Source organism: Gymnodinialimonas sp. 202GB13-11, from assembly GCF_040932485.1.
In the GTDB taxonomy this organism is placed as follows: domain Bacteria; phylum Pseudomonadota; class Alphaproteobacteria; order Rhodobacterales; family Rhodobacteraceae; genus Gymnodinialimonas; species Gymnodinialimonas hymeniacidonis.
Map to the genome: position 1 here is coordinate 98,806 of NZ_JBFRBH010000001.1, position 15,617 is coordinate 114,422.

At 54.0% G+C, this 15,617-nt stretch carries 14 protein-coding genes and 1 pseudogene; 5 read left to right on the plus strand and 10 right to left on the minus strand.

Annotated elements, in window-relative coordinates; translation table 11 throughout:
* The first annotated feature begins 96 nt into the window (after nt 1-96).
* Nucleotides 97-984: a helix-turn-helix domain-containing protein gene (locus V8J81_RS00505; RefSeq protein WP_368473797.1), complete on the plus strand. Its 888-nt coding sequence runs from the start codon at nt 97-99 to the stop codon at nt 982-984.
* Between the two features lie 186 nt (nt 985-1,170).
* A complete protein-coding gene (locus tag V8J81_RS00510; RefSeq protein WP_368473798.1) occupies nt 1,171-2,220 on the plus strand; it encodes a Hint domain-containing protein in 1,050 nt (349 codons plus the stop codon).
* An 840-nt stretch (nt 2,221-3,060) separates the two neighbouring features.
* Here V8J81_RS00510 and V8J81_RS00515 read toward each other — a convergent pair.
* The 3 genes and pseudogenes from V8J81_RS00515 to V8J81_RS00525 all read right to left on the minus strand — a co-directional run bounded on the left by V8J81_RS00515 (nt 3,061) and on the right by V8J81_RS00525 (nt 6,176).
* Nucleotides 3,061-4,125, minus strand: a pseudogene (locus V8J81_RS00515) (IS3 family transposase).
* 304 nt (nt 4,126-4,429) lie between these two features.
* Nucleotides 4,430-5,848, minus strand: a complete 1,419-nt coding sequence (locus V8J81_RS00520; protein WP_368473799.1) for an MFS transporter — start codon at nt 5,846-5,848, stop codon at nt 4,430-4,432.
* Nucleotides 5,849-5,876: 28 nt separating this feature from the next.
* Nucleotides 5,877-6,176, minus strand: coding sequence for a hypothetical protein (locus tag V8J81_RS00525; RefSeq protein ID WP_368473800.1), 300 nt, complete (start codon nt 6,174-6,176; stop codon nt 5,877-5,879).
* Nucleotides 6,177-7,665: 1,489 nt separating this feature from the next.
* Here V8J81_RS00525 and V8J81_RS00530 point away from each other — a divergent pair.
* Nucleotides 7,666-8,295: a glutathione S-transferase N-terminal domain-containing protein gene (locus V8J81_RS00530; protein WP_368473801.1), complete on the plus strand. Its 630-nt coding sequence runs from the start codon at nt 7,666-7,668 to the stop codon at nt 8,293-8,295.
* A gap of 27 nt (nt 8,296-8,322) precedes the next feature.
* Here V8J81_RS00530 and V8J81_RS00535 read toward each other — a convergent pair whose 3' ends face one another.
* From V8J81_RS00535 to V8J81_RS00545, 3 genes are read right to left on the minus strand one after another with little or no spacing between them, the layout of a single operon-like run.
* The gene (locus V8J81_RS00535; protein ID WP_368473802.1) at nt 8,323-8,997 is read right to left on the minus strand and encodes an alpha/beta hydrolase; all 675 of its coding nucleotides are present in this window, start codon (nt 8,995-8,997) and stop codon (nt 8,323-8,325) included.
* Nucleotides 8,994-9,950 (minus strand): ring-cleaving dioxygenase, encoded by a 957-nt coding sequence (locus tag V8J81_RS00540; RefSeq protein WP_368473803.1) that lies wholly within the window; start codon nt 9,948-9,950, stop codon nt 8,994-8,996. Before V8J81_RS00540 ends, V8J81_RS00535 begins: the two co-directional genes overlap by 4 nt.
* Nucleotides 9,951-9,968: 18 nt before the next feature.
* On the minus strand, nt 9,969-10,934 hold the full coding sequence (locus V8J81_RS00545; RefSeq protein ID WP_368473804.1) for a pirin family protein: 966 nt from the start codon (nt 10,932-10,934) through the stop codon (nt 9,969-9,971).
* Between the two features lie 119 nt (nt 10,935-11,053).
* Here V8J81_RS00545 and V8J81_RS00550 point away from each other — a divergent pair, with 119 nt between their 5' ends.
* Nucleotides 11,054-11,395 carry a winged helix-turn-helix transcriptional regulator gene (locus tag V8J81_RS00550; RefSeq protein WP_368473805.1) on the plus strand — a complete coding sequence of 114 codons (342 nt, stop codon included), beginning with the start codon at nt 11,054-11,056 and terminating at the stop codon, nt 11,393-11,395.
* Here the strand turns inward: V8J81_RS00550 and V8J81_RS00555 are convergent, their stop codons facing one another.
* Both V8J81_RS00555 and V8J81_RS00560 read right to left on the minus strand, forming a co-directional pair.
* Entirely contained in the window at nt 11,396-12,349 is a 954-nt protein-coding gene (locus V8J81_RS00555; protein WP_368473806.1) for a DUF5996 family protein, read from the minus strand. It abuts the gene before it with no gap.
* A 26-nt stretch (nt 12,350-12,375) separates the two neighbouring features.
* Complete coding sequence (locus V8J81_RS00560) at nt 12,376-13,692, minus strand: cation:proton antiporter domain-containing protein (protein ID WP_368473807.1); 1,317 nt, start codon at nt 13,690-13,692, stop codon at nt 12,376-12,378.
* A gap of 149 nt (nt 13,693-13,841) precedes the next feature.
* On the opposite strand from V8J81_RS00560, the gene V8J81_RS00565 reads away from it, so the two are divergent.
* A complete protein-coding gene (locus V8J81_RS00565; RefSeq protein WP_368473808.1) occupies nt 13,842-14,114 on the plus strand; it encodes a hypothetical protein in 273 nt (90 codons plus the stop codon).
* A gap of 112 nt (nt 14,115-14,226) precedes the next feature.
* Here the strand turns inward: V8J81_RS00565 and V8J81_RS00570 are convergent, their stop codons facing one another.
* Both V8J81_RS00570 and V8J81_RS00575 read right to left on the minus strand, forming a co-directional pair.
* Entirely contained in the window at nt 14,227-14,661 is a 435-nt protein-coding gene (locus V8J81_RS00570) for a RidA family protein (protein ID WP_368473809.1), read from the minus strand.
* Entirely contained in the window at nt 14,658-15,593 is a 936-nt protein-coding gene (locus V8J81_RS00575; protein WP_368473810.1) for a DMT family transporter, read from the minus strand. The genes V8J81_RS00570 and V8J81_RS00575 overlap by 4 nt, the downstream gene beginning before the upstream one ends.
* Nucleotides 15,594-15,617 lie beyond the last annotated feature (24 nt).

Genomic DNA, 15,617 nt, shown 5'->3' on the forward strand with positions numbered 1-15,617 from the left:
TGCGAAGCATACAAATTTCTGAAAGTTGTTCCAGATTTTTCACATTTGTGCCTTAAAGTTGAGCAATAGGCTCGTCCCAAATTAAGGGGCAGGCTTGTGGGTTACGTCATTAAAGGTAAGCAATTTGGACCACCACCACTGGAGCTTTCTGTTTCTAGTGGCGGCGCCACCTTGTTTTATTTGCCGCCGGGCAACATCGATGCTCAAATTGCGGTTGATGATGCGGTTGTGGATTTCAACCAGGCGCGTTGCGAAGCCGTCCGCGCCTGCAACTCCGATCGACCTTCGCGTATTGTCATGCCGACAGACTCGATGTCCTTTTATCCGGCGGGCACACAGCTATATCTAAATCTCAAAAACCCGCTTCCCGGTCTTATCATGTCGGTAAATGCAGAGACGCTAGCTAACTGGATTGAACCGCTCAACGTTGATGCGACCTGCGAAACATTTCATGAGTATCGACAAGACTTCGCGGCGGGGCGATTTGCTCAAGCGGCGATTGAGGAGATCTCGAACTGTTATCATTTCTCTTCAGCGGTAGACACCTTAACGCTGGAAGCTCTTTTGCTAGGGTTCTCTGCGCGGCTATTCTGTCATTTCAAGACTATAGCTACGACGAACACCAACGGTCGGGGCAGTATCACTGATCGAAAACGCGACCTGACAGACGAAAAGTTAAAGAAAGCCTGCGACTTCATTCGCGACAACGTTTCTGATCAAGAATTGAAGGTTGCCCGAGTTGCGGATGCTATTGGGTGGTCCCCGCCTCACTTTGCCGACGTTTTTCGCTCCAGGCTAGGAAAGTCTCCTTATAAGTTTATCCTGAGCGAGCGCGTAAACTATGCAAAGCAACTTTTGACGTCCACCAATTCATCGCTCAGCGAGGTGGCATATATGAGTGGCTTTTCAAATCAAGCGCATATGACGACGACGTTCTCGAAGGTTTTATCCTGTACCCCAGCGAAGATCAGAGCAGATTGCTAGCATCTTTTGTCTGGCCCAGTGGTGCGCGGCATAGAGGTCGTGACAAGTCCTTCTTGTGTGCCCTTTCTCATAGATGTCATTGACGTCGGCTTCACAGCTTTTTCATTTTTTCGAACCTATGTTGTCAAAATACAGTGGGATTGTGAGGCAACGGCGGATTTCAGCTGCCGGTTCGCGAGGCAAAGAATGACCAATCTGATCGTAAACGGGTCCTTTGAGGATACCACCGGACTCACGGAGACTGCCTACGGCTTCACAGGGCAACCGAATGGTTGGACTGACGCAAACGGCAGTGATTTCGAGATCGTGCGGTCCGGTCATGTCGGGCAAAACGCATCAGATGGTCAGTTCTGGCTGGATTCCGATCAGGTCGGTATGAACATGGACATCTCTCAGGTTGTTGCCGGTGTCCAAGATGGTCAAAGTTATGATCTCTCATATGATCTTTCTGAGTGGCGGGACAACGGGTCCAATCAGCTGAATGTTTACTGGAATAACACGCTTATTCACACGTATTCCGGAGGATCGGGCGATCAGAATTCCTTTGATAGCTTCGAATTCGTCGTTGTCGGCGAGCCCGGTGACAACGTGATCAGGTTCGAGGAGGTAGGCCCCGTAGACAGTGCTGGTATCGTAATAGACAACGTATCTCTGGTTGCGTCATCCGTTCCTTGCTTCTTGAAAGGTACATTGATCAACACGCCAAGCGGTCAGCGTTTAGTCGAAGATTTAAGGCCGGGTGATATGGTTTGTACGGCCGACAATGGGTTTCAGTCGATCCAATGGGTCGGTGCGAAGGTACTGAGCAGCCAGGTTTTGAGGGTTGCAAGCCACTTATTGCCAATAAGAGTCCGAAAAGGTGCAGTAGGAAATGAAGCTGACTTGTTCGTGTCACCTCAACACCGATTGCTAATGCCAACTTCGAGTTATGATGGCTCAGGAAGGGAGGTCTTGGTAAGCGCTAAGAACCTCTACAAGCAGTTCGGCGGACCGTTCCGCGTAGCGAGAGGGCGGCGAGAAGTGTCTTACCACCATATTCTTCTCGATAATCACGAAATTATTTGGGCTAATGGTGCAAGAGTTGAAACGATGCTTTTGGGGGAGTGGACAATGCGTAGTCTTTTTCACTTTGATATACGGCTAAACGGTCTCCTTAAACTACAAAAAAAACCGATGCATCCTTGTCGGCAGATAGTAAAGCGCCTCCCAATCTCATCATTTAGCGTAGCTGCCTAAAATCAGCGGCTACCAACTCGCGCGGTAGCGCATTGGTGCAGACTTGTATGGACGCGCAGGGCACCTACTGTAAATTTCAGAATTTGGGACAGCGGTAGAGTAGATGTCGAAAGATTGGCGCAAGATCCTACGCAAACAAAATGACCCTCAAAAGACACGATGGCTGGCGATGTACAAAAGGCATGTCGATGCTTTGGGTTTGGCAAATCCAATTTCCATCGCCGGCTCAGAGGTTTTCGAGAACATGGCGACGTCAGGCTAATCAATGCCAATACGGTTCCAAAAAAACCGGCAAATCAAATACCGGCTGAGTTCGTTGAGATGGTCCCATACCCTTCGCCGCAATTTCGCAAATGGGTTGATCAAGGTCGTTATATACCTGCTACGTTACCACAACCAAAATTTTGGAAATTGGATAATGCATTCTTACGCGCAATGGCTTCAACCGGCTCCCGAGGACCTGCGGATGCTCAAGCTTCAAACCAACCAGTCTCAGAAGCGGCTGCCAAGACACCACATTCCGGTCGACGTTAAGCAGCTGACATTGAAAGGCAGAGTTGGCCATCACGTGCGTTAGTTTAAGTGCACTGTGATTAACGACGCAACCAGAGTTCGCGCTCTTTAGGTTTGCAAAGCGATGCACTCACGCCAGCACGATTGACTTCATTAACCATTCATCCAAACATTCGTGAGATCCGAACCCATTGGACCGTGAGTTTCGGACGAAGTCCCATTTTCATGTCGAGGTTAAGGTCGTCAGGCATGCCCAAATGAGGCCCGGCAAGCCATAATTGAAGGGCGGGGTAGAGCGATCTGACCTGCTCCCCTCAGGGTCCGCGTTTATAAGTTGGCTCTGTTTAGGGTCTGGTCCTCTTCTGACCGATTAACATATTCGAATGGCGTCAGACCAGCGAGGCTGGAGTGAGGCCGGTGGCGCACAAATGGGAACAGGTGTTCGTTTAGGCATTCTTCGCGCATCCTGCCGTTGAAGCTTTCGACGAGGCCATTCTGCATGGGCTTTCCGGGCGCGAGATAATGCGAGCCGACTTTACGGTCTTCCTGCCATTTCAGCATCGCGTTGCTTGTCAGTTCGGTGCCCTTGTCCGAGACCACCAGGCAGGGATAGCCACGCAGTTTGCGATCCGATCTAGTTCGCGGGCGACACGCGCGCCACCAATGGATGTATCGACCACAGCGGCCAGACATTCTCGACTGAAGTCGTTGATGACGTTCAGCACACGGAACCGCCTTCCGTCTTCCAGCGCATCAGACATGAAGTCGAGCGACCATCGCTGGTTCGGTCCCTGCAGGATCGCCATAGGCGTCCTGGTGCCCACTGCGCACTTGCGTCCGCCTCGTTTACGAACGGTTAACCCTTCTTCGCGGTAGAGCTGGTACAGATTATTCCAGTTCACCTCCTAGCCTTCACGCTTCAGCAGCATGTGCAGGCGGCGATAACCGAACCGACGCCGCTCGGACGCTAGTTCCTTCATCCTGGCGCGCAGCTCCGTGTTCGCTGGACGCTTCGACCTGCGCCGGTAGACCCGCGGATCGATCCCGGCCAACGCACAGGCGCGGCGTTGATTGTAACCTTTGGTCTTCATGGCCCAGTTCACAGCATTCCTCCTTGAACCAGGTCTCAGAAGTTTTTCCGAGCATGTCTTTCAGTGTCGCCACATCCATCATCTGCTCGGCCAGCATTCTCTTCAGCTTGGCGTTCTCGCTTTCCAGCGTCTTCAACCGACGCGCGTCGGACACTTCCATGCCGCCATACTTCGACCGCCGCTTGTAGAAAGTCGCATTGCTGATCCCGCGCTTACGGCACAGCTCTTTCGCACCAAGCCCAGCCTGATACTCCTTCAGAATGCCAATGATCTGTTCTTCGCTGAAACGGCTTCTCTTCAATGTCTGTCTCCTTCGTTGGAGAACAGGCTAACTCTAAATGCCGGACTTTTCAGGGGAGCAGGTCACGATCACACCGCGCAGATAAACAGGAGTTCTACCGGCTGCCTGCATACAAAGACGACGTCGGTCTCGAAGCAAAACTGGAACAAGCAAGGGGAAGGCCTTTACCAATTCGACTGGCCAGAACGTTCACAACAGACTTACGCCTTACGAGGCCCTACGACAATGGACATCGTAATACCAAAGGTATCCTGCCGGTTTGTCTAAGGTGCATTTGAATAGTGTATTCGCGCCGAATGGATTATTAGCCTCGATCCATAGAGAAAAAAATTGTCACCGCGCTTAGGCAAGCCAATGCCACACCGACCCAAGCTGACAGTGCAAAACCCACGGCAAGATTATCGGCATATGCGATGAGGACCAGTCCAAGTAACGCAGTAGCGATCAGCCCCGCAATTCGTGAAATAGCATTGTTGATGCCAGACGCTACCCCCGAGTACCTATCACCAGCGCTTTCGAGGACGGCTGTTGTAAGTGGGGCAACCGATGCCGCCATCCCAAGTGCCAAGATGACGAGCGCGGGTAGAATGTCCCTCCAATAGCTGACAGTGTCGGCTGGAACCTGCGCGAACAGCAAGAAACCTGCTCCGACGAGCAGGGATCCTAAAACCAGAAGCGCTTTAGTGCCAAATCTCTCAGTCATTACACCGCCAACGCTGCGAGAGAGTAGCCCTAGGATCAGCGGAAATGGGAGGATCGCGGCACCCGCCGCCGTGGCGCTATACCCCAAGTCTTCGATCAGCACGTAGGGTAGCAAAACCATCAGCCCGCCCAAGGCAGCGTACAGGCAGAACGTCAAGACTGAGAGGCCTGAAAAGGTCGCATTGGCGAATAGCGCAAGTGGTGTCATGGCACGATCACCCTTGTCCGCTTCGACCTTTAAAAAGGTTAGAAGCGCTGTGATGCCGAAGCCAAGGGCCGCAATAACGCCAGTGGTCATGCCTCTTTCGGGAGCCGCGATCAGACCCCAGATCAGGGCAAACAGCCCTGCGCACGACAAGGCTGCCCCGAGCCAATCGAGGGGTGCGGTCTGGTTCTTGCTGGCCAAACTTTCCCTCACAGAACGGTGGGCGACAAGCATGGCATAGAGCGAGATCGGGAATACCGCGACAAATGCCCATCGCCAACCTGCGAGATCGACGATAACGCCGCCTGCCAAGGGGGCGACTGCTCCTGCTGCAGCCCCGGCAGCGGCCCAGGTTCCGACTGCCTGCCCGCGCTCTTTGCCTGAAAAGCCGTCCGCGATGATGGCCAGTGATGTGGGAGCTATCATCGCCGCCCCGATCCCTTCGAGTACGCGACCGGCAAGCAAAACCGGAAAAGACCACGCTACTGCGCAGAGCATACAAGCGATTGCAAAAACGCCCAGACCGAGCTGAAACACACGTTTTCGACCGTAGTGATCACCCAGAGCACCACCGATCAGAACGAATGCGCCGAGCGGCAGAAGATAGGCGTTTACGATCCACTGGGCTCCTGTCGGACCAACTTCGAAGTCTGCTTGCATCTGTGGCAAGGCGACGTTGATGATAGAGCCGACGATAAAGGCGAGACTGGAACCCAAAATTGTGGCGACTAGCGTGCCACGCTTGTCGATATTGTCGCTTACGTTTTCCGTGGCAATGCCCAGACCCGTGCAGGGTAAGGGAAGTGAACTGCTCATGTGCCTATTGCTTTCATCTCGTACGTCATCAGCGTGTCACGGTTCCTGCATTACCATCAAGACCATTCGGTAATTTCGCCAAAAGTCTTGTCAGCTCAAGTTGTTTATCTTTTGTGACGTCGGCCAGACGCCTCGCAAAGTTTTCGCTATGCGTCTCGCTATCAATTCGGTAAGGGCGAAGCCGTTGCGCGTCAGAGACCATTGTCTCGCGACGGTCTTTGGCGTCAAGCTCACGCAAAACAGCCCCGGAAATTTTGAGGCGATCAAGATGTGTTTTCATCCTGCGCGACACAATCTCTGTAACCAAATAGAAGACTGTGGGGTTCATTGTGCGGGGACCTTCGTAGCGACTCGGCGTTACCAGCGCGGCAGAGTGACCCCAAAAGTCCGTGACGTGCGCCGTTTTCTGGAGGTAGCCCAAATAAGACAGAGGCTGGGAGAACTTGCGGGTTGCCTCCGCTGGAGTTGCTGGCGCATCCAATTTTCCGTGTCGGAATTGTATTGTGGTAGATAGCGTCGGTACGGGGTGGGATATGGCCGATGATAGACCCGACGGTTCGCTATTCTTTTGTAGGGGTATTTATCACTGCGGCGGCTTCCAAGCTGATCGTTCTCTACACCGCCTAACGATTTGGTGCGTGCTTTCTCGTGCTGACAATCGCATTTCGTCCGTTTTCTGCCTAAGTGGAAGAGCTTCTCTTGGGAGTTAACGTTACGATGCCTTGTGGGCGAGTGAGGTAGCATCGACTTTGACTCGGACAGTTTTCTTAGCCGTGTTTCAGCTTTCTCTGCTGGACGTGTCGGAGTTCCAGATTCTTTTGTTGCACTGCGAGCCGGTATTATTGGCAATCGGCAACCTGTCTGAACCCTACACAGGTCTGAAGATCTCAGCCCTGACGCCCTTAAGCCTGGAGTATTCACGGCAGCGGCCATCGGCATGCTGGCCAGGATCTTATTTCCACAATTCTCACCTACAGTTCCATCGGGATCTGGCTCTTTCGCTCTGATCGTTGTTCGAAGTTCCGTCTGTGCGGGCCAACGGCTATTTTGTTCTTCTTGCAAGAGCAGCGCGGTCCTTTACTATCCAGTTTTCTCGGGTCTATTGGGCTTTTTCAGACGTACCGGTGGCGACTCTTCCGCTTGACGAAGGTGTGCACTTGGTAGGAAAATCGTGGTCGCATTCTTTATTACTAGGATCGCCCCTGCGGCCTGGAACGGTCTGCAGAGTGAGCACTGATCGCTGCACCCTTCACTATACCATTTAGTACGCGCCGGCCTGATGCATTAGCGTTACCTTTGAGGGAAATCCGGATGACAATGAGCACCTCGATACCCGATTCGAAACTGGAACTTCCTCGTTCGGATTGGCGACGCGGTAAAACGGCGCGGCGAAATTGAATTTCGCACGCGCTGCGCGAACGCTGCTACCTGGCAAATCTGTGGAACTCACGCCTTGCATGTCTACTGTGCAAGAAACCATGTTGGAGACTTAGCAGAATAAAACAGATAACACCAAGTGGCTCGCTTTTGGCAGTTTTGTCAGTGTCGTTTAGACTGACAGCGATGCCACAACAGAGTGCGGTCTTTGCATTGAGACCGAGACCATGGCGGACGAGACAGGTTACGACAACTGGCCGAATATGAAGACAGCAAAGTATGCTAGGATGGAAGATGGGTTTTTTGGCACCGGCTCATTCACTAACTCTGGCTGTCCGACGACGAAATTCGCGGTGACGCCATCCACTATGGGGCGGAATTGAAGGCCGATGACCACCAAAGATAGACATCTTCCAAAGCCCAAACAAAAGGAAAAAACGATGCCAACACTCTATACGATGCCGGGAACCTGTTCGCTTGCCCCGAACATCGCGGTGGCGTGGGAAGGGGCAGATATCAAAATCCATAATCTGAAGCGTGGAGAGCATAAAGAGGCTGACTACCTCGCCATTAATCCGCGCGGTCAGGTCCCGGCCGTCAAATTCAATGACGGTGATGTGCTGACCGAAGCGGTGGCCATCCTCCATTGGATCGGCGGTTTGAATGCCGACGATGGATTCGAGGCTGACTCGGCGTTGGCTCGAAAGGAACTGGAGGCGCTGTCTTACATGTCCAGCGAAGTGCATGCCACTTATGGCCCACATTTCGCACCGCAAGGATTTGCGGAAAGCGATCCTGCGCAGGATGAGGTGAAGGAAAAAACCTACGCGAAACTTGCCGATCATTACACCAGGATGGATGAGACATTGGCCGCCAGCGATGGTGACTGGTATCTGGGACACCGTAGTTTTGCGGATGCCTATCTCTATGTTCTGACCCGTTGGATCGACATGACGCCATTGTCGATCAGCAATTTTCCGTCGCTGGAAGCGCATCGCGACATGATGGACAGGGACGAAGGCGTTCAGACGGCGTTGAGCCGCCAGAACATGAAGCCGATCAACCCATAGGCTGATTTCACGCGAAGGCCGCCATCCTCATGTGTTGAAGATGGCGCGCAAGGCCGCGATTTCCTCCGCGACGATGCCATGGCCCTGACCGGGATAGATTTGAGTCGTGACATTCGCTCCGAGGCTGGCAAAAACTTTGTCAGTGGTTTTGACCCGCGCCAAAGGGATGTGGGGATCCTGTTCATGACATCCGAGCAGCACCGGCGTGCCGTTCATCGCCCCGTCATAGTCGAACGTTTTTTCGATCTGGTGATAAAGGTCCAGCTCCGGCTTCCCATTCCCATCGCCGGTTCCCATCAGTCCGCCAGACAATCCCGCGACGCAGGCGAAGGGTGTGCCCGCTCGGGCCGCATATTCCAGTGCGAGGCAGGCTCCCTGGCTGAACCCGAGGATGACAGTCTTTTCCGGTCCAAATCCTTCACTCTCTAGTTCGTTTGAAATTTTCTCGATCACATTTAGACCAGACGAGAGGCCCGGCTCATTGTAGGAAAGTGGCGCCAGAAAACTGTCTGGCCACCAGGAGTTTCCAGCCGCCGCGGGCGCGCGCACGGCAATATCGGGCAAGCTAAGGTGTTCGGCCAGCCCCAGCATGTCGCTTGGGCCAGCACCGCGACCGTGCAGCATGATCATCGCCAGACGCGCCCGGGTCAAAGGAGCGCCAGCGCTCAGCACCTGTCCACCGCCATGGGGATCATTGTTCATTGGGCCGCACCCTTCGGAATAGTGATCGGCGGCAGGACGCGCTCGATCTGGTCGCGCAGACGCTCGTGTTGGTCGGGGAGCTTCAACTCTTCACCCAGCTTGTCCATCGGTTCATCTGTGGCAAATCCTGGCGGATCGGTCGCAATCTCAAACAGAACGCCGCCGGGTTCGCGGAAGTAGATTGCGTTGAAGTATTGGCGATCAATCTGAGGTGTTACGTCGAAGCCCTTGCTGCGCAGTGTTTCCCGCCAGGCCATTTGCACGTCGTCGTTCTTTGCGCGAAACGCAACGTGATGGATTGATCCGGCGCCCTGTCTGCCTATGGATGCGACATTTGAAGTTATCAGATCCACGGCTGATCCACGACCATGGCCTTCGGCCAAAAAACGGTAACGGCTCTCGTCTCCACTTTTTTCCTCACCCGAAGCGCTGTAACCAAAAACATCCGTCAAGAGCGCTGCGGTTCGGTCGGGATTGTCCAGCCACAGCGTGACAGAATGGAACCCACTGTCGACGGGGCCGTCTTCGGGTATCTTGGTCTCGGCTGTCCCGCGTTCAGTTTCAATCAATTCGATCCGCAACCCGTCTGGGTCGGTCAGGGCGATCATTTGCTCACCGAACCGTTCTGCGGGTCCATCAAAGTCTATTGCGGCTTCGGCAAACGCCATCATCCAGGCGTTCAGGCCGCCCTTAGGGATGCTATAGGCGACGGCACTTGCCATGCCCGGACCGGCGCGTCCTGGACCGGCGTCTGCAAAGGGAAAGAACGTCAAGATACTTCCAGGTTCCGCCCGCTGATTTCCGTAGTAGAGGTGATAAGTGTCGGGCGCGTCGAAATTGACGGTTTTTTTGACCAGCCTCTGCAACAGCGTTCCGACATAGAAATCGACATTTGTCTGAGGTGGGCCAGAGATGGCAGTGACGTGGTGCAGTCCGGGGATGGTCTGTGTCATGGAAATGACCTTTCAAAGTCAGGGATAGACGACGCCGCCCGTGGCGCGGCGAGGGCGTTCGTTCTTGCTTTCTGGCAAGGGGATGAAGTCTTCTTCATCGCCTGGAACCGTATCAAATTGACCTTTGGCCCATTCTTCTTTGGCGGCCTCTATGCGTTCGGCACGTGAAGAGACGAAATTCCACCAGATATAACGGGGGCCGTCCATCGGTGCACCGCCAAAGAGCATGAACCGCGCTGTCGTATTTGCTTTCACCGTAATCGCATCGCTGGGTCGAAGGACGAGAAGCTGACCTTTCTCGAACGTATCACCTGCAATCTCGATTTCGCCGGAAATCGTATAAAGCGCCCGTTCCTCATAAGACGGATCAATAGGTATCTGGCTTCCGGCCTGAAGCTCCACATCGCCATAGAGCGTTTCGGATGCGGTTTTGAGTGCCGATGTCTCCCCGAACGCGGTGCCCGCGATGATGCGGGCCTTGATGCCGTCCCCGTCGAAAATTGGTAAATCGTTTTTGCTGTGATGTATGAACGCGGGGTCGGACTCTTCCTGATCTTCGGGCAAGGCCATCCAGGTCTGCAAACCAAACAACCGCTGGCCGTTGCGCTTCTTTTCTTCCGAGGTACGCTCGGAATGCACAATGCCCTTGCCAGCCTGCATCCAGTTGACCGCACCGGGCTTGATCGTCTTCTCGGTGCCCAGCGAATCCCGATGGAGGATTTCACCTTCGAAGAGATAGGTCAGGGTGGCGAGGTTGATATGTGGATGTGGACGCACGTCGATGCCCTGATCGGTCAGGAACTCCGCCGGCCCCATTTGGTCAAAAAAAATGAAAGGACCGATCATCTGACGTTTGGTCGAGGGGAGCGCGCGGCGGACCGTCATCTCTCCTAGATCGACGGCGCGCGGCACGATCAGCGTTTCGACAGCGTTCACGCTCTCGCGGTCGCCAAGTGTCGGGTCGGGGCAGGGGCTCCAACTCATATTGCCAGCATCCTTCTCTCGTCTCGCTTTTAATCCTAATGTAGCTCTTATTACTGAATTGGTAAGTCGTTACCTTTTGGATAGTGACTTACCAGATTTTTTCCGCCGTGGGGAAATCCATGACACCAGATGAATTAGCCAAGGCATGTCCAGCAGACCCCGTCCTAAGGGCAATCGCAGGACGTTGGAAAACCCATGTTCTCTACTTCCTAGGTGAAAACGGCCCTGCGCGCTTTACAATGCTTCAGCGCCGTCTCGCCCCAGTATCTCCCAAGGTTCTGTCGAGCCGACTCAAAGAGTTAGCGGAGGACGGCATGATCTGGCGCAAACAGGAAGCGACGATCCCGCCTAAGGTCACCTACGGCTTAACCGATCTTGGAGGTGAGGTTCATACCGTCCTGAAGTCATTTGACCCATTGGGAAAAAAGATTGAATCAGAGGCTGCAAAAGACCCATCATAGTCAACTCCTTTCAATTGCACGGGGAAAGCCTGGCTTTCCCAAATCACATTCCAACGCAGCGCGATCCCATTTGCCCGAGTTGGCGGCCGCCTCGTATGTAGTTTTCAGAAATTCCAACAAGGTCGCGTCCGGGTCGTCGCTGTCACTTACGGCTGCATAAGGAAGCAAAAATTCACCGAGCCTTCTGTCGAACCAAGCTTCTGCAGGCTTGATCTTTTGATCGGCGAAGCGGTCCGGCGTAGGATAGGCGTAGGAATAGAACATCGCTTCATTAACCCCGCCACCGCCCGGCCAGAATCCGGCGGAAGAGACTTCGTGGCTATAGGCCTCCCGGGCGACTTCATCTGGCAGATTAGGTATCCCTGCAGGATGCAGAGGGGCAGATCGCCCGGAAAACCGTGTCGTGGCGAGATCGAACGACCCCCAGAACAGATGGGAGGGCGAGACCTTGCCAAGAAATCCGGTACGGAAATGTGAAAATACCCGGTCGATTTGACACAAGGCACCATGGAAGCGTGCCGCCGCATCGGCATCATAAGGACGGGTCGTTGTATCCACAGCAAAAGGTGTCGCGTCGTCTAATTCGTTAGGCGCGCCGTGAATGTCGAATTCTCCACCCATACTTTCGATCAAGTCTTTGGTTTGCCTGTAGAAATCTGCAACGCTCATGTCTTTCAAAGCGAACTGCTTGCGCGCTCCATCATCCGAAAGCGCTTCCATCTTATGGTCGCAGAAATCGAAGGATAGCGTGTGGCAGCGGGTTCCGTCAGGGATCGGCCCCGTTGAGAGACCGCGTGGCGTCACATAGAGGGTCGCGTGCCAAGCGTGGTTGATCCAAGGAGCATGTGCTAGGCGGTACTTGCCGACGATCTGACAGCATCGATGCAACAGGTCCGAAGTGTCCCTCCAACTGTCATAGGGTATGTCGGGCCAGTTATTGTTCGTTGTACGCATCACGTCTTCTTTTCAATGTGTGCCACTCAGGAAGATCTTGCCACGCCCGGTTCGCGGTCATCGCCAGCCTGGGCGGCTTTACGTCGCAATCTCAGTTGCTCCATGACAAGAGGAGCCAGCATGCCGTGTATCAGGATAGATATAAGGACGGTCAGGATCGCTACGCGCCAGACCGATTCGATTTGCGGAAATTCGCCGTGGCCCTGCGCAAAGGCGATATAGAAAAAGCTGCCCATGCCGCGGATGCCGAACATGGCGATTGCACCTTTTTCGAGCAAGCTGCCGCGCGTGGGCCACAGGGTGATGATACCAATCAGCGGGCGAATGACAAAAATCAAGAGCACGGCAAGCATAACTTCTGCCCAAGTTGTCTCGTCCAGAATGCCGGAGACGGCATATATGCCCAGCCAGAGAAGCAGGATGGCTAATAGAATTTTCTCGATTTGATCCGAGAACCGGTGCGGTTGAGTCACATACTCGTCAGAGTCGTCGCCGCGCGACAGGCCTCGTGCCGTTCGCGCCGCGACAAAGACCGCCAGAAACCCGTAGCCCTCGAAGGCTTCGGTGAGACCATAGGCCATGAATGTGCTGGCGATCATGACCAGACCGGCATTCTCCCCACCGGTCGCTGAATCGCCCCAACGGCTCAGGACGATCTTTCCGAATGCCCAGCCTGCGGCCCACCCAACGGCCGCGCCCACAGTGAGCCTGTAGAAGACATCGAGCGTAAGCCAGCCTACGAACCAATCGCTCGTGATCCAGCGATCGGTCGTGACAGTAACCCCTGCTAGAACGACAGCGAGCCAGATCACCGGAAACGCCAATCCGTCATTGATGCCTGCCTCGGTGGTAAGCGACACGCGTACGTCGTCTTCTTCGCCTTCGTTGGGACCATCGACCTGCACAGACCGTGCGAGCACCGGATCGGTTGGTGCCAGACATCCGCCCAACAGTACGGCAGCTGCTAAAGACAGGCCGAGAAAGCTCATAGCGATCCAGGCAACGATGACGACAGTGATCGGCATTACAACGCCCAGCAAAACCCATGTATGCTGCCACTCGCTGCGTCCCGCCACCCGATCCACGGCCAACCCGGCTCCTGCGAGGGCCACGATCACGATCAGTTCGGTCATATGCTCCAGCAAAACCCGCGGACCTTCCCCTGCCATCGGATCAATGAAGTCCATGGCAGGGGCAAGCAGTCCGATCACCATCCCAACCGCCACATACAGAGTGGGTACGCTGATCAATCTGATCCCGCACATCATCGGCAGCACAGTAAGGCCGAAGAATGCCATGCCGGCAATGAGATAGAAGATGTCCTTAGGATCGAAAATCAGCATCACGTTCCCCTTGGCACGATCTGACGTGGCGCTTCATTTTCATTCTGTGCGGAAAAATTTCGTGGTTTGCACCAAAATTGACTATAAGAACACTGTCGGCGTGGCGCTCTACAACATTGAAAATCAAAACAACGAAACGGAATTATGGTATGAAACTGGAAGAAATACAGCGCGAATGGCAGGTCTTTGGTAAGGAAGGGGCAGTTGGCATCGGCGCCGTTCGAGAAACAGCCTCGGATCATATTACGATTTACATTGAGGGTTTCGGTGAACAGCGCATTACCGCGGAGCAGATAAAATCCGTTCATGACGGTAAAGTAGTGTTGAATTTGGCAGAAATTCCAAAAGATGTACAATCAGCGATTGCCCATGCACATGATGCGGAAGATCGGATTCCGCGAGACCACCCGCCGCTGCCATGATCGGGATTCTGCTCCATCAAAGCAGTTTCCTATAGCAATCCCTGCCTATCGCAGGGCTAGCTTTGCAGTCGGTATTTTCGAACTTTTGCGCGGACCTCTGGTTCTCCATCTGCTAGGTTTCCGACTTTCGCGGCGGAACAATCCCAAATGCTTCGATCTCAACCAGCATCTTTGGATCAGTGCCAAGCTGCTGGAGAGGCACGATGGTGCATGCAGGTGCCAGCCGATTTTTGAATACGGCTTTCACGGCTTTGATCAGAACGCGGTGTTTTTCCCTGTTGTGATCTACGATATACACGGTGATCTTCGCGACCCCATTGATGTCACCTCCTGCGGCCTGCATCGCTGTAGCTATGCTCGAGAGTGCCACGCGTGTCTGATCTGCAAAGTCACCTTTGTCGGCTCCACCACTTTGCCCTGCCACCCAGACTGCTTGTGCACCAGGAGGCGCGACGGCAAGGTGCGAGAAAGCCAGCGGTGCAGGATCGAACATGTCGCTGGGGTTATGGATGACGAGACCAGTTTTCGGATCGACACTCTTGCTCATTGCGTTGCCTTTTTGAGATCAGGAGTTTTCTTCTGGCTGGTGGCGACAAAGACGATGCCAAGGCCGATGAGGACAGAACCGATGATTAGACCGTCTGGTGGCTTCTCGCCCAGAAGTAGGATGGCAACTGGAACACCCACTACCGCACCGACGGCGCCTAGCAGGCTCAAAAGCACCGGCCCGCCGGCTTTTTGAAGAATAAACATCAGTTGAAATTGCGCGGCGAAGATGATGGCTTGGACCATGATCAAGAAAATCGGCCAAGCGGCAACAAGAGGAACCTTCGCTGAAAATCCCGGCAATAACGCTACGGCGAAAAGCATAGCCGCAGCGGCCAGTAACATGCCTGGGGCTAGCGCATCCGCACGTTCGCCATCCGGCCAACGTATAGTTCTATAGATGTTGCCGATCGCCAACAGGACAGGACCAAGGAGCGTAAGCATAACCCAGAAGACAGGTGCATTTGGGGTATTGAGTTGCTTTATGGCAAGGAAGCCGGCCCCTATTAGTGCTGCCACGACGCCGGCCGCTCGTCGCCAATCAAATGCTTCCATTCGCAAAAGCAAAGCACCAACGTAGGTCAGCAGCGGTGGTAGAGTGATTACTAGTGTCACGAAGCTAACACCGACCAGTGGAACCGCTGAGAAAAAGATCATGTTGGAACCTGCAACTGTGACGAACGCCGCAACGGTGAAATACTCTAAGGTCCTGAGATTAATCGCCGGCAAATGACCCTTCGCGGCGCCAACAGCGAAAAGAACTACAGCGGCACCAGATATCGACCATGTAAGAAACGCCAGTGGCGTTAGATCAGCTTCACCCGCCAATTTGGCCATGTTGGTGGACAGGCCAAGCAGTGCACCAGCGGCAAGAAGGCTTGCTATCGCAACAACCCAGTCGCGTTGTGCTCGTGAAGCTTTTGTCGCGATCATTGCCTTGCTCCAGATATCGATGGT

Excerpts from the sequence above, each read along its gene's own strand:
- V8J81_RS00510 (WP_368473798.1), top strand. The coding sequence starts at position 1,171 with ATGACCAATCTGATCGTAAACGGGTCCTTTGAGGATACCACCGGACTC.
- V8J81_RS00520 (WP_368473799.1), bottom strand. The coding sequence starts at position 5,848 with ATGAGCAGTTCACTTCCCTTACCCTGCACGGGTCTGGGCATTGCCACG.
- V8J81_RS00525 (WP_368473800.1), bottom strand. The coding sequence starts at position 6,176 with ATGAACCCCACAGTCTTCTATTTGGTTACAGAGATTGTGTCGCGCAGG.
- V8J81_RS00530 (WP_368473801.1), top strand. The coding sequence starts at position 7,666 with ATGCCAACACTCTATACGATGCCGGGAACCTGTTCGCTTGCCCCGAAC.
- V8J81_RS00535 (WP_368473802.1), bottom strand. The coding sequence starts at position 8,997 with ATGAACAATGATCCCCATGGCGGTGGACAGGTGCTGAGCGCTGGCGCT.
- V8J81_RS00540 (WP_368473803.1), bottom strand. The coding sequence starts at position 9,950 with ATGACACAGACCATCCCCGGACTGCACCACGTCACTGCCATCTCTGGC.
- V8J81_RS00545 (WP_368473804.1), bottom strand. The coding sequence starts at position 10,934 with ATGAGTTGGAGCCCCTGCCCCGACCCGACACTTGGCGACCGCGAGAGC.
- V8J81_RS00550 (WP_368473805.1), top strand. The coding sequence starts at position 11,054 with ATGACACCAGATGAATTAGCCAAGGCATGTCCAGCAGACCCCGTCCTA.
- V8J81_RS00555 (WP_368473806.1), bottom strand. The coding sequence starts at position 12,349 with ATGCGTACAACGAACAATAACTGGCCCGACATACCCTATGACAGTTGG.
- V8J81_RS00560 (WP_368473807.1), bottom strand. The coding sequence starts at position 13,692 with ATGCTGATTTTCGATCCTAAGGACATCTTCTATCTCATTGCCGGCATG.
- V8J81_RS00565 (WP_368473808.1), top strand. The coding sequence starts at position 13,842 with ATGAAACTGGAAGAAATACAGCGCGAATGGCAGGTCTTTGGTAAGGAA.
- V8J81_RS00570 (WP_368473809.1), bottom strand. The coding sequence starts at position 14,661 with ATGAGCAAGAGTGTCGATCCGAAAACTGGTCTCGTCATCCATAACCCC.
- V8J81_RS00575 (WP_368473810.1), bottom strand. The coding sequence starts at position 15,593 with ATGATCGCGACAAAAGCTTCACGAGCACAACGCGACTGGGTTGTTGCG.